This window comes from Streptomyces agglomeratus, assembly GCF_001746415.1.
Classification (GTDB): domain Bacteria; phylum Actinomycetota; class Actinomycetes; order Streptomycetales; family Streptomycetaceae; genus Streptomyces; species Streptomyces agglomeratus.
The window spans coordinates 2878366-2891105 of record NZ_MEHJ01000001.1; the positions used below are offsets into that span (position 1 = coordinate 2878366).

Consider the following 12740-nt stretch of genomic DNA (forward strand, 5'->3'; position numbering starts at 1 on the left):
CGGTGACCCGTTCCCGTGCGTGGCGTTGACCTGTGGTGAACAGTGGCGAAACGATCCGCCAGCAGCCGGGGCCACGCCGGGTCTACGCCGTGAGCTCCTGGTGCAGCGCCTCGCGCAACCGTGCCGCACGCTCCGCGACCTCGGCCGGCCCGAGCTCCACCGCCCGCGCGCACCACCGCTCGCCCTCGTCGAGCTCGCCGTGCCGGGCGGCGAGCAGCGCGAGGCGCAGCGCGGCTCGGCCGTGACCCGCGTGGGCGGCGCGGGACCACCACAGAGCCGCCTCCGGCTCGCTGCCCTCGCGGGCCAGCAGCAGTCCGAGGTTGAAGGCGCCGTTGCGGCTGCCCGCCTCGGCGGCCTCCCGGTACCAGCGGGCGGCGCCCTCCAGGTCGCCGCGGCCCGCGGCGAGCATGCCCACGCGCACCTGGGCGCGGCGGTGCCCCTGCTCGGCGGCCCGCTCGTACCACTCCTCGCACTCGGTCTTCTCGCTCAGCGGCTCACCGAGCCCGGGCGGGCCGGCGGGCGGCTGCCTGCTGTCGAGCAGCGTGGCGAGCCGGAACGCCGCCTCGGCGCTGCCGCTGCCCGCCGCGCAGCGCAGGTGCCGCTCGGCGTCCTGGTCCTCGCCGTCGCGCAGCAGGGCGATGCCGACCTGGAGCGCCGCCTCGGTGTGACCGGCGGCGGCGGCGCGCTCGTACCAGGCGAAGGCCGTACGGTCGTCGTCGCGACCCGCGTAGAGAATGCCGAGATTGAAGGCGGCGTCGACGCTGCCCGCCTCGGCGGCCTTGGAGAACCACGGCTCGGCGCCCGCCGCGTCGCCGCCCTGGAGCAGCAGGATGGCGAGCGCGTTGGCGGCCTCGCGGTGGCCCGCGTAGGCGGCGCGCCGGTACCACTGGTCGGCCTGTGCGGTACGCCCCTGGGCGGCGCAGAGCAGCCCGAGGTTGTACGCCCCGTTCACGTCTCCCGCGTCCAGGGCGGCGCGGTACCAGCGCTCGGCGGTCTGCTGCTCGCCACGGGCGGCGTGCAGGGCGCCCAGCGCGTTGGCGGCGTTGCCGTCACCGTCCTGGGCGGCGCGCAGCCACCACACGGCGGCACTCTCCTCGTCCCCGGCGTCGCGCAGCAGGAAGCCCAGGGCGCACGCCGCCCGCGCCTCGCCGTCCTTGGCGGAGGTCAGGTACCAGCGCCCGGCCTCCTTGAGCTCGCCGCGCTCCTCCAGGATGGCGCCGAGGTGCAGGGCGGCACGCCGGTGCCCGCGCGCGGCGGCCTGCCGGTACCACTGCTCGGCCTCCACGGCGGGGGGCAGCTCCCCGGCGGCGATCCCGGTGTGCCGGGTGCCGGTGCCGAACGGTCCGCCGCCGGTACGCCGGTTCCCGGCGCCCGTGGCGTGCCGGGTGCCGGTGGCCTGGCCCGCACCGTCCTCACCGGAAGCCTCGTGCGCACCGGTGTCCGTGCCGCCCGCGTCCGCGCCGCCGCGGGCGGGCCGGCCGGTACCGGTGGCGGGGACGGTGGCCGCACCGGCCCCGGCGTACCCGTCACCGGGGTAACGGGTGCCCGAGGGGCCGAGGCCGGGCGCGGTCCCGGAGCCCGCGCCGGAGCCCGCGCCCGCTCCGGAGCCGGAGTGCCGGGTGTTCGTGTCGAAGTCGAGGCGCCCCCTGCCCCTGCTGACCACGGCGGGGAGACCGGCGCCGAGCACGCCCGCGGCCGCACCGGCGCCACGGGCCCCGTTCGGTCCGCCCGCGCCCGTACCCGATGCCACCGCGCGCCTCGCGCGCGCGTCGGCGCCCCCCGGCGCCGCTGCGGGGTCGGGCACACCGGCGTGCGCCTCGGCGGCGGCGCGGCGGTCCAGGGTGCGGGCGAGGCGGTACGCGGCTTCCCGGTGGCCCTGCTCGGCTGCGGCGCGCAGCCACCGCTCGGCGCCCACGTCGCTGCGATGTTCCAGGAGGTCGGCGAGGGCGTACGCCCCCAGCGCGTGCCCCTGCTCGGCGGACTGGCGCAGCCAGTACTCGGCGGCGGGTTCGTCGCCGCGCTCACGGTAGTGGCGTCCGAGGGCGTGCGCGGCGGCTGCGGAGCCGGCCACGGCGGCGATGCGCCACCACCCGGCCGCCTCGTCGGCGTATCCGCGCTGGTGCAGGAGTACGCCCAGATTGTTCGCGGCGGCGCGGTCGCCGTCGGCGGTGGCGGCGCGAAGGTGCGGCTCGGCGCCGTCGAGGTCGCCGCGGCGCAGCAGCAGCGAGCCGAGCACGCTCATGGCCTCGGTGTCGCCCTTCTCGGCGGCGGTCCGGTGGCGCGCCTCGAACTCGGCCTCGGCGGTGTCCACGGTGTCAACAGCGTGCTCCTGGTCTCGCTGCACAAACCGCCCTGTCTCCAACAGAGTTGTCCTGTCCCCCATAAAAACCATCGTCGCACCACCCGCAACCCGCGTACACCTGGTATACCGCAGCCAGTGAGGTCACTTCAGCGTTTTGTCGACATGCCCACAGAGAGACACTCCAAACGCTCAATCACCAACTCCCCCCATCAGAGGGACGCTTCGTACGGGCGCGCGAGCTTCCGCGCGCACAACAAAGGCCCGGATCTCTTTCGAGATCCGGGCCCTCGTCTTCTTCTTCAGTAGCGGGGACAGGATTTGAACCTGCGACCTCTGGGTTATGAGCCCAGCGAGCTACCGAGCTGCTCCACCCCGCGCCGTTGTGTTCAAACAGTACCACGGCGCGGGGATGTCCCAGCTCAGCTGCCTAGTCGCCCTTCCCGTCCTGCTCGGCGGCCTTCTCGGGCTTCTCCGTGCTCCCCGGCTTCTCGGGGTTCCCGCCCTCGGCACCCTGCTCGGCCGGCGCCTCCGTCCGGGCCCCGGCGTCGGCTGCCCGCTGAAGCGCGTCCTGGAGCTTCTCCTGCGCCTTGCCGTAGGCCGTCCAGTCCTGCTGCTTCAGCGCCTCCTGGCCCTCGTCGTACGCCTTCTGGGCGTCCTCGATGGCCTTCTGGAGCGACTCGTCGCCGTCGGACGGCGGCGGCCTGGTGGTGTCGTCGTCACCGTCGCCCGGCGGCGGAGGCGTTTCGCCCTCCTCACCGAAGACGGCGTTCAGCGCCTCACCCAGCGTGTCCTTGAAGACGGTCTCCCTGCCGTACGAGACGGCGACCTTCTTCAGCAGCGGATAGGCGTTGTTGCCCTGCGCGTACACCGGCTCGACGTACAGGAAGCCGTCGTTCAGCGGGATCGTCAGCAGGTTGCCGTACTCGATGTCCGAGTTGGCGCCCTTCATGTTCCTGACGAACTCGGCGACTTCGGCGTTGCTGTTGAGGCGGTTCTGCACCTGCTGCGGACCCGGCACGTCGCCCGTGACTCTCAGGAGCCTTATCGTGCCGTAGTCCTTGCTCGAAGCGTCGGCGTCGACCGCCATGAAGGCGCCGAGGTTCGGTCGCCCGTTGGGGGTGAACGTCGTCGTGAGCGAGAACTTCCGGTCCTGCTCCTGCGGCATCTTGAGGCTCAGGTAGTACGGCGGTACGGAGCTCTTCTCGCCGGTCGTCGGGTCGTCCGGCACCTGCCACGCGTCACTGCCGCTGTAGAACTGCGACGGGCTCTCGACGTGGTAGCGGGTGAGCAGCTCGCGCTGCACCTTGAAGAGGTCCTGCGGGTAGCGCAGGTGCTGCATCAGCGCCGGGTCGATCTCGCCCCTCGGCTGCACCGTGTCCGGGAACGCCTTCATCCAGGTCTTGAGGACCGGGTCCTCGGTGTCCCACTGGTACAGCTTGACCGTGCCGTCGTACGCGTCGACGGTGGCCTTCACCGAATTGCGGATGTAGTTGACCTGGTTCTGCTGGGCGATCACCGCGCGCTGGCTGTCGGTCTGGGACAGCGAGTCGGCCGTGGTGTCCCCCAGCGTCGTACGCGAGGCGTAGGGGTAGCCGTTCGTAGTGGTGTACGCGTCGACGATCCACTGGACGCGCCCGCCGACGACCGCCGGGTAGGCGTCGCCGTCGAGGGACAGCCAGGGCGCGACCGCCTCGACCCGCTCCTTGGGCGTGCGGTTGTAGAGAATCCGCGAGCCCTCACCGATGGCTCCCGAGTAGAGGATCTGCGGCTCGCTGAAGGCCACCGCGTAGGCGGCGCGGTTCAGCGGGTTCGACAGATTGACTCCGCTCTTGCCCTTGTAGCTCGTGGTCTTGGTGGGCTCGCCGTTCTTCTCGTAGTCGAGCTCCTTCTGCGGGCCGCCCACGATCGAGTACTGCTCGGTCTTCTCGCCGTAGTAGATCCGCTGCTCGTACTCGCCGAGCATGCCCTGGGACGGCAGGCCGGACTCGATGAAGTCCGGGGCGCCCTCGGTGTCCGGCTTGACCGCGGTGCCCTTCGCCGCGACCACGCCGTATCCGTGGGTGTACGTGAAGTGGTCGTTGATCCAGTTGCGCTTGGGGATGCCCTTGAGGTCGAGCTCGCGCAGACCGACGACCGTGTCCTGGCCCTTGTACCGGTCCACGTCGAGCGTCGTCGGGAACTGGTAGTACTTGCGCTCCTGCTGGAGCTGGTCGAAGGTCGGCGGGACGACGTTCGGGTCGATCAGCCGGTAGCTGGCCGCCGAGTCGGCGTCCTTGCGCAGCTGGGAGTTGTCCTTGCTGTCGCCGACGCCCTGGTAGTCGTCCACCTTCGCGTCGTCGATGCCGTACGCCTTGCGCGTCGCGTCGATGTTCTTCTTGATGTACGGCGCTTCCTTGGCCTGCTCGTTCGGCTGGACCTGGAACTTCTGCACGATCGCCGGGTAGAGCCCGCCGATCAGGATCGCCGAGAGCACCATGAGGCCGAAACCGATGACGGGCAGCTGCCAGGTGCGGCGCCACAGCGTCGCGAAGAACAGCAGCGCGCAGATGACGGCGATGCAGAAGAGGATCGTCTTCGCCGGGAGGTAGGCGTTCGCGTCGACGTACCGCAGACCCGCCCAGTTGCCCGTGGCCTTGAAGTCACTGGACTTCACCGCCAGGCCGTACCGGTCGAGCCAGTACGCGACGGCCTTGAGCGCCACGAAGAGGCCGAGCAGGACCGACAGGTGGCCGGTCGCCGCGGCGGTGGCCCTGGCGCCGGGGCTGGTGATCCGCAGTCCGCCGTACAGGTAGTGCACCAGCGCGGCGGCGATCAGCGAGAGCACGGCGGCCGCGAAGCCGAAGCCGAGCAGGAAGCGGTACCAGGGCAGGTCGAACGCGAAGAACGACACGTCCAGCTGGAACTGCGGGTCCTTCTGCCCGAACGACACGCCGTTGATCCACATGAGCCAGGTACGCCACTGACCGGACGCCGAGGCGCCGGCGATCAGCCCGACCAGAGCGGTTACCCCGAGGAGCACCCACTTCTTGTACGGGGCGATGCCCATCCGGTAGCGGTCCAGGTTCTGCTGCTCCAGGGACATCGCGCTCAGCGGCGGCCTGAGCCGGTGCGCGAGCCAGATGTTCACGCCGACGGCCAGGGCCATCAGCAGCCCGAAGACGGCGAAGAGCCCGATCTTGGTCCACAGGGTGGTGGTGAAAACGGACGAATATCTGACCGAGCGGTACCAGAGCCAGTCCGTCCAGAACCCGGCGAACATGACGAAAGCCATGGCCAGGACGGCCAGGACGCCCAATGTCATGAGCAGGGTCCGGACACGCCGGGACGGGCGGCCGACTCTGATCCGTGGCCCTTGCGGGCCTCCGCCGCGGTCCGGCATCTGGAAAGCCAAGGTGCGCACCTCGAAAGTTCGCTGTCGTAGAAGCAGGCTCCGCGATCGTAGAGCCCACTCATGCAACTTACTGAAGCTTTACTCAGTTCCCGCTTTGGGGTCCGAAGGAGGCAGGATGTCGACCATGTCCAACGTTTCTCCCTCCGGGCCCCCCATGGCCACGAGCCCGCTCACCCGCGCCGTGCTCGAAATCGACGAATACACCTCCGGCCTCGGCTGGGACCAGCCCGCCAGGCTCTTCGCCCTGGTCGACACCGCCCAGCTGCGTGCCCAGGAGCCGGGCCTCGCCGCCCAGCTCGGTCTCGCCGAGGGTGAGCCGGCGGCCACGCTCACGCCCGTCGAGCAGGAAGAGATTCCGGCGGGCACCGCGCTCGACGAGTTCCTCGCGACGATCGCCTGGCCCGACGCGGTGGCCGGATGCGCGCTCACGGTGGAGCGGCTGATGCTCCCGCCGTCCGCCGAGGCGTCCGTCCCCGAGGGCCTGAACGAGGCCCAGCTGGCGAAGTGGGTGGCGAAGCACCCCGACCGCCAGGAGGTCCGCATGACGGTGGCCGTGCTGCGCAACGGCGTACGCGAGTCGGCGCTGCGGCTGCGGGAGAAGGACTCCCCGACCGAGGTGCTCACCGGAGCCATGCTCGTTCCGGGTCTCGCCGAGGCGCTGGCCGCGACCTTCGAGGCGTAGGCACCGCGCGTCCCGTGGGGGCCGCGGTCGCCCGTGCGGGCCGGCGGTCAGCCCGTCGTGCACCGCGGCAGGCCGGCCGTGTCCCCCGCGCGGATCTTCTCCAGCGACTTCTTCGCGTCGTCGATCGTCTTGACCTTCACCAGGGTCAGGCCGTCCGGGATGTCCGTCGCCGCCGACGCGCAGTTGTCGGCGGGCGTCAGGAAGTACTCGGCGCCCGCGTTGCGCGCGCCGACCGTCTTCATCTCGATGCCGCCGATCGGGCCGACCTTGCCGGCCTCGTCGATCGTGCCGGTCCCCGCCACGAACTTTCCGCCGGTCAGAGGGCCGGGGGTGAGCTTGTCGACGATGCCGAGCGAGAACATCAGGCCCGCGCTCGGACCGCCGACGTCGGCCAGCTTGATGTCGATGTTGAACGGGAAGGTGTGGTCGGGCCCCGCCTGGATGCCGACGATGGCGCGGTCGTCGTCGCCGGCCTTCTTGGTGGTGATGGCGATGTCCTCGCTGCCCACCGGCTCCTTGCCCGCCTTCTCCGCCGCGGCCGCGTCCTTCGCGGGGACGATCGTGAAGACGACCTTCTCCGTGGGCTTGTGCTTGGTCACGAGCCCGGCGACGTCCTTGGGGTCCTTGACGGGCGTACCGTCCACGGCCTTGATGACATCGCCCGCGTGCAGCCTGCCCTCGGCGGGGCTGTTCTTGAGAACGGTCGACACGACGACCCGCGTCCGCACCGGAATGCCCAGTTCCCGCAGAGCCGCCGTCTTGGCGCTCTCCTGGGACTGGCTGAATTCCTCGGCGTTCTCCTGCGTCGACTCTTCCTCGGTCTTGCCGTCCGGGTAAAGAGTGTCGTGCGGGACCACCACGCTGTCGTGCGCCAGCCAGCCGTAGACCGCTTCGACGAGGTTCATCCTGTAGTCCGCGCCGGTGACTCTGACCGTAGTCATGTTGAGATTGCCGCTCGTGGGGTACGTCTTGCGACCGGAGATCTGGAGTACCGGTTCGCCGCGCGCCTCACCGAGAGTGTTGACCGTCGGGCCGGGAGACATCTCCGAGTACGGGACTTTGATGAATACGCCCGCGCACAGCAGCGCGATCAGGATGAGGGTGGAGGCGAGCATCGTCGCTGTGCGGCGTGGCATGGAACGACAGTACGGGACGGGCCTGTCAGTACACCGCTGGGGCCGGTCCGTACGGGGCCCGGAGGCCCGGACGTACGGTCGGGGCAGCTTCACGCGGCGTCAGACGGGGTCCGGACCGGAGTGGGACTTCTCCATCGCCTCACGGAACCGCGCGTAGCCGGCGAGTTCGGAGACGTCGCCGGCCGTTCGATTTCTGGCAGCCCAGCTTCCCCATATCGCAGCACCAAGTGCGGCGACAAGCGGAATCAGCAACCACGCGAGTGCCGCCATTCCGACCTCCCGACCCCTAGGACCGACCGCATTCGGCCGATCAGCAGATTAGCCACCGGTGCGTCCAACGCTCACGGCAGGGGCCCGGTTACGCAAATCGGGGCGCTTGCGCGCCTACCGGGTTTCAGCGGAGATCCATCAGCACGCGCCGACCCACTCCTCCGTCCCGTCGGAGAAGGTCTGGTGCTTCCAGATGGGCACTTCGTGCTTGAGATCGTCGATCAGCCTGCGGCATGCCTCGAAAGCCTCGCCCCGGTGCGGGCAGGACACCGCGACGACGACCGCGAGGTCGCCGACTCGCAGGTCACCCACACGGTGGACGGCCGCCAGAGCGCGGACGGGGAAATCCGCGGCGACCTTTTCGGCCACACGGCGTAGCTCGTCCTCCGCCGAGGGGTGGCAGGAGTAGCCGAGCTTGTCGACGTCCGCGCCCCCGTCGTGGTTGCGCACGGTGCCGACGAACAGCGCCGTGCCGCCCGCGGCGTCGTCCCCCACCGCCCGGAAGACCTCGTCGAGGGAGAGCGGGGTGTCGCGAATCGCCAGCAGCCGGATGGGGTCCTGCGCCGCCTGCTCGCCCGGGTGGGAGTACGTGCCTGCCATGCTGCCCATCGTGCCGTACCGCACTGGCATACGGAATAGCGCTTTCGACCGGCTGTGCGGGACCGCCGTATGGAGAGTCCTACATGCGGGAGTCCTGCGTACGGGAGTCCTGCACACGGGTCCTGCATGCCGGAGTCCTGCACACGGGGTCCTGCATGCGGGAGTCCTGACGCGGGGGTCCTTACGCGGGGGTCCTGACGCGGGGGTCCTACATGCGGCCCCTGGCCTTTCGTACGCGGCGTACCAGCGCGGCCGTGCCCAGCAGGGCGACCGTGGCGCCCGCGGCGCCCGCCGCCGTGGCGTCCTTGCGGCCGAGGCGGCGGCCCGCGACGGTGTGCCGGCCGGCGACCTCCTCCAGCAGTTCGCTCAGTACCTCCTCGTTGGTCCACTGCGGCCGCCAGCCCGCGGCGTGCAGCCGGCTCACGCTCACCACCCACGGGTGCATGGTGTAGGCGAGGTCCCCGGCCGGGGACGGCGTGAGGCCGATCCGGTGCAGCCGGGCCGCGGCGCCCAGGGCCACCGCGGACGGCAGCTCCATGCGGCGGATGCCGCTGAGCTCCTCGATCTCCGCCTGTTCCAGCCAGCCGTCGCAGCCGACCGCCAGCTCGCCGTCGACCTTCTCCAGCGCGGCGTACTCCAGCGCGCTGACCAGGTCCTCGACGTGGCAGAACTGCCAGGTGGGGCGGGAACCGGCGACGACGAGGAGGCGGGGCGACTCGAAGTAGCGGGTGAGGGCGGTGTCCGTACCGCCGACCAGGACGGCGGGACGTACCACCGTGACGTTGAGGCCGGGGTGCGCGCGGGGCGCACGGCGGCCCAGCCGTTCGATTTCGAGGAGGTCGCCGACACCGGCGGCCTCCGCCGTGGCGCGCAGCTCCGCGTCCTCGGACAGCGGGATGTCGTTGTCGGGCAGGGCGCCGTAGACCATCGCCGACGTGCACAGCACGACGCGGTGGACTCCGGCCGCCGCTGCGGCGGTGAGCACCGTCTGGGTGCCCCGGACGTTGTACGCCGTACGGGCGGCGGGGTCGGACTCCAGGTCGAGGTCGAGAGCGAGGTGCACCACGACGTCGGCACCCCGCAGCTTCTCCGCGATGGCGGGGTCGCGTACGTCCAGGATGTGCCACTGCGCCTCGGCGACCTCGCCGCGGCGCTCGTCGATCGCGACGACCTGTTTGATCTCCTCGGACGCGGCGAGGCGCCGGGTCAGCAGCGCGCCGATGCCCGAGGCGGCACCCGTGACCGCGACGACGGGACCACGGCCGGCCCGGGGCGAGTCGTTTCGCCTCTGGCGAACTTCGGCGTTCTGCGATGCGCGAACCTGCGGATCTGGGGAACTCACCAGGCGTCTCCAGCGGTTGTCTTCAGTACGTACACGCGTTGGCGCGTACGGACCAGGTGGCGTCCATCCTGCCGCAGGCAGAGTCCTGGCGGAGCACCGAGCCCTTCTCGGGTTCCGGTGTCTACGCTGGGTGGTGATGTCGGGCAGCTGCCGCCGGCCTGAGCCGGCGGCCTTACGAGCCGAGGAAACCCGTGAGTGACACCCCATTCGGATTCGGCCTTCCGCCGGAGGAGCCGGAGGACGGCGACGATGGCAAGAAGAAGGGCAGCGAGGGAGGTGGCCAGGGTGGCCAGGGTCCGGCGAACCCGTTCGGCGGGTTCGGCGGTCTGCCGGGCGGCTCGGGCGGTCAGGGCGGCCCGGGCGGAGACAATCCGTTCGCCGCGATGTTCGGTTCGCTGAACCCGAACGACCTGGGGGCGGCGTTCCAGCAGCTCGGGCAGATGCTCAGCTACGAGGGCGGTCCCGTGAACTGGGACATGGCCAAGGACATCGCCCGCCAGACGGTCTCGGCCGGCACCGCCGACGGCACCAAGGACTCCAGCGTGAGCCCAGGTGAGCGGTCGGCGGTCGAGGAGGCGGTGCGTCTCGCCGATCTGTGGCTGGACGGCGTGACCTCGATGCCCTCCGGTGCGGCCACGTCGGTGGCGTGGAGCCGCGCGGAGTGGGTCGAGGCGACCCTGCCGGCGTGGAAGCAGCTCGTGGACCCGGTCGCCGAGCGCGTCGGAGCGGCCATGGGCGACGTACTGCCCGAGGAGATGCAGGCCATGGCGGGCCCGCTGCTCGGGATGATGCGGTCCATGGGCGGGGCGATGTTCGGCCAGCAGATCGGGCAGGCCGTCGGCGTACTGGCGGGCGAGGTGGTCGGATCGACCGATATCGGTCTGCCGCTGGGCCCGGCCGGCAAGGCCGCGCTGCTGCCGCTGAACATCGAGGCGTTCGGCAAGGACCTGGGCGTCGACAAGAACGAGGTGCGGCTGTATCTGGCGCTGCGCGAGGCCGCCCACCAGCGGCTTTTCGCTCATGTGCCGTGGCTGCGCTCGCACCTGTTCGGCGCGGTCGAGGGGTACGCGCGCGGCATCGAGGTCGACACTTCGAAGCTTGAGGACGTGGTCGGCCAGCTCGACCCCTCGCACCCGGAGCAGCTTCAGGAAGCGCTCCAGCAGGGCATGTTCCAGCCGGAGGACACCCCGGCGCAGAAGGCGGCGCTGGCCCGTCTGGAGACGGCGCTCGCGCTCGTCGAGGGCTGGGTGGACGCCGTCGTGCACGAGGCGGCGAAGCCCCGGCTGACGTCCGCCGACGCGCTGCGCGAGACGCTGCGCAGGCGCCGGGCGTCCGGCGGCCCCGCCGAGCAGACGTTCGCGACACTGATCGGTCTGGAACTGCGACCGCGTCGCCTGCGGGACGCCGCACGGCTGTGGGCCTCGCTCACGGACGCGCGCGGTCTGGACGGGCGCGACGCGCTGTGGGAGCACCCGGACATGCTGCCGACGGCCGACGACCTGGACGACCCGGACGGGTTCGTGCACCGCGAGCAGATGGACTTCTCCGAGCTCGACAAGATGCTCGGCGAGGCGGCCGGCGGCACGCGGAAGCCGGACCTGACGAAGGACACCGACGCCGACGACGGGACCGGCACAGAGGGCGACAGCGACAAGTGAGCCTGCACGACGACGCGGTCCTCGTACTCAAGCGCTACGAGGACCAGGAGGAACTGCGCGACGCCTATCTGGATCACCTGTCGGCGCACCCGGACGGGATGTGGAAGGCGTGCGAGGCCGGGCATGTCACGGCGAGCGCGCTGGTCGTCGATGCCGGACGCGGACGGGTGCTGCTCACGCTGCACAAGAAGCTGAACATGTGGCTCCAGATGGGTGGCCACTGCGAGCCGGGCGACGCGACGCTCAGTGACGCGGCGCTGCGTGAGGCCACCGAGGAGTCCGGCATCGCGGGGCTGACCCTGCTGCCCGTGGGGCCGGTGCGGCTGGACCGGCACCCGATTCCCGCCCCCTGCAACTGGCACCTCGACGTCCAGTACGCGGCGCTGGCGCCGGGCGGCGCTGTCGAGGCGATCAGCGAGGAGTCGCTGGACCTGCGCTGGTTCTCGTACGACGAAGTGGCGGGCGTGGCGGACGAGTCGGTCGTAAGGCTGATGGAACGTACGCGCGCGGCGCTGTAGACGGCGTACGCGCACAGGTGACACGTAAGGGGCGGGCCCTTATGAGCCCGCCCCTTACCCGCGCCCCAGGGGCGGCCGGTCCGGTCAGTTCCAGGCGTTGTTCTGGTTCTGGCCGCGGGCGCCCTGCTGGCCCACGCCGAACTGCGCGGCGATGCCCTCGCCGAGCTGAGCGTTCTGCGGCGGCATCACCTCGCTGGGCTGTACGAGCGCGAAGCCCTGCCCGAGGAAGCTGAGTTCCCACCCTTCACCGGTGGTACCGCGCCGCCGGCGGACGTTCGACGAGTGCGTCTGGGCCTGCATCTGCACGCGCAGGGAGCTGGACCAGGCGACGATCGCGTCGGCGTCGGCGTTGACGTACTTGTCCGGCGTGACCTGGAGCATCAGGGGCTGGCCCGAGGTCATCAGCGCGACCTTGCCCTGCCCGGTGATGTTGAGCTGGTACTTGCCGGTGCCGGAGATGCCGTACTGGCTGTCCACGGCGATGACTTCGGTGTGGAGCGAGGAGTCCAGCGCCAGGACGTACGCGCTGTCCACGGTCATGCCCTCGCGGTCGACGTCCACGAGGTGGACGTACTGCGCGAGATTGGCGAGGTAGACGGTGCCCTGCCCGGAGCAGCGCATCAGGTCGAGGCCCTCACCGGTGTTGGCGCGGGCACGGCGCTGGCCGCTCGACTGGTACTCGCCGTCGAAATCGATCAGGCCCTGGTACGCGACCATGGCGCCCTTGCGGGCCAGGACGTCGTCGTGGCCGGTCAGCGAGACCCGCAGGAGCTGCGGGTTCTGCACCGTGTACCGGTCCTGGGACTGCTGTTCGGTGTGACTGAAAAGCGGGCTCTGCATG

General features: G+C 70.9%; 9 protein-coding genes and 1 tRNA gene. 3 read left to right on the forward strand and 7 right to left on the reverse strand.

Annotation, left to right across the window (positions count from 1 at the left end):
* Positions 1 to 82: 82 nt before the first annotated feature.
* The 3 genes from AS594_RS12090 to AS594_RS12100 form a co-directional block, all read right to left on the reverse strand.
* Positions 83 to 2392 carry a tetratricopeptide repeat protein gene (locus AS594_RS12090; RefSeq protein WP_069927035.1) on the reverse strand — a complete coding sequence of 770 codons (2310 nt, stop codon included), beginning with the start codon at positions 2390 to 2392 and terminating at the stop codon, positions 83 to 85.
* Between the two features lie 213 nt (positions 2393 to 2605).
* Positions 2606 to 2679, reverse strand: a tRNA-Met gene (locus tag AS594_RS12095).
* 50 nt (positions 2680 to 2729) lie between these two features.
* Positions 2730 to 5681 carry a UPF0182 family membrane protein gene (locus tag AS594_RS12100; RefSeq protein WP_079144655.1) on the reverse strand — a complete coding sequence of 984 codons (2952 nt, stop codon included), beginning with the start codon at positions 5679 to 5681 and terminating at the stop codon, positions 2730 to 2732.
* Positions 5682 to 5817: 136 nt separating this feature from the next.
* Between AS594_RS12100 and AS594_RS12105 the strand changes: the two genes are divergently transcribed.
* Positions 5818 to 6375 carry a PPA1309 family protein gene (locus AS594_RS12105; protein ID WP_069933932.1) on the forward strand — a complete coding sequence of 186 codons (558 nt, stop codon included), beginning with the start codon at positions 5818 to 5820 and terminating at the stop codon, positions 6373 to 6375.
* A 47-nt stretch (positions 6376 to 6422) separates the two neighbouring features.
* Here the strand turns inward: AS594_RS12105 and AS594_RS12110 are convergent, their stop codons facing one another.
* The 3 genes from AS594_RS12110 to AS594_RS12120 form a co-directional block, all read right to left on the reverse strand.
* The gene (locus AS594_RS12110; RefSeq protein WP_069927038.1) at positions 6423 to 7511 is read right to left on the reverse strand and encodes a YlbL family protein; all 1089 of its coding nucleotides are present in this window, start codon (positions 7509 to 7511) and stop codon (positions 6423 to 6425) included.
* 408 nt (positions 7512 to 7919) lie between these two features.
* The gene (locus AS594_RS12115) at positions 7920 to 8381 is read right to left on the reverse strand and encodes a molybdenum cofactor biosynthesis protein MoaE (protein WP_069930465.1); all 462 of its coding nucleotides are present in this window, start codon (positions 8379 to 8381) and stop codon (positions 7920 to 7922) included.
* 208 nt (positions 8382 to 8589) lie between these two features.
* A complete protein-coding gene (locus AS594_RS12120; protein WP_069927039.1) occupies positions 8590 to 9723 on the reverse strand; it encodes an SDR family oxidoreductase in 1134 nt (377 codons plus the stop codon).
* Between the two features lie 191 nt (positions 9724 to 9914).
* Between AS594_RS12120 and AS594_RS12125 the strand changes: the two genes are divergently transcribed.
* A complete protein-coding gene (locus tag AS594_RS12125; protein WP_069927040.1) occupies positions 9915 to 11381 on the forward strand; it encodes a zinc-dependent metalloprotease in 1467 nt (488 codons plus the stop codon).
* On the forward strand, positions 11378 to 11899 hold the full coding sequence (locus tag AS594_RS12130) for an NUDIX hydrolase (protein WP_069927041.1): 522 nt from the start codon (positions 11378 to 11380) through the stop codon (positions 11897 to 11899). Before AS594_RS12125 ends, AS594_RS12130 begins: the two co-directional genes overlap by 4 nt.
* Positions 11900 to 11983: 84 nt before the next feature.
* Here the strand turns inward: AS594_RS12130 and AS594_RS12135 are convergent, their stop codons facing one another.
* Entirely contained in the window at positions 11984 to 12739 is a 756-nt protein-coding gene (locus AS594_RS12135) for an AIM24 family protein (RefSeq protein ID WP_069927042.1), read from the reverse strand.
* Between the last annotated feature and the right edge of the window lies 1 nt (position 12740).

Excerpts from the sequence above, each read along its gene's own strand:
- AS594_RS12110 (WP_069927038.1), bottom strand. The coding sequence starts at position 7,511 with ATGCCACGCCGCACAGCGACGATGCTCGCCTCCACCCTCATCCTGATC.
- AS594_RS12115 (WP_069930465.1), bottom strand. The coding sequence starts at position 8,381 with ATGGCAGGCACGTACTCCCACCCGGGCGAGCAGGCGGCGCAGGACCCC.
- AS594_RS12105 (WP_069933932.1), top strand. The coding sequence starts at position 5,818 with ATGTCCAACGTTTCTCCCTCCGGGCCCCCCATGGCCACGAGCCCGCTC.
- AS594_RS12135 (WP_069927042.1), bottom strand. The coding sequence starts at position 12,739 with ATGCAGAGCCCGCTTTTCAGTCACACCGAACAGCAGTCCCAGGACCGG.
- AS594_RS12100 (WP_079144655.1), bottom strand. The coding sequence starts at position 5,681 with ATGCCGGACCGCGGCGGAGGCCCGCAAGGGCCACGGATCAGAGTCGGC.
- AS594_RS12090 (WP_069927035.1), bottom strand. The coding sequence starts at position 2,392 with ATGGTTTTTATGGGGGACAGGACAACTCTGTTGGAGACAGGGCGGTTT.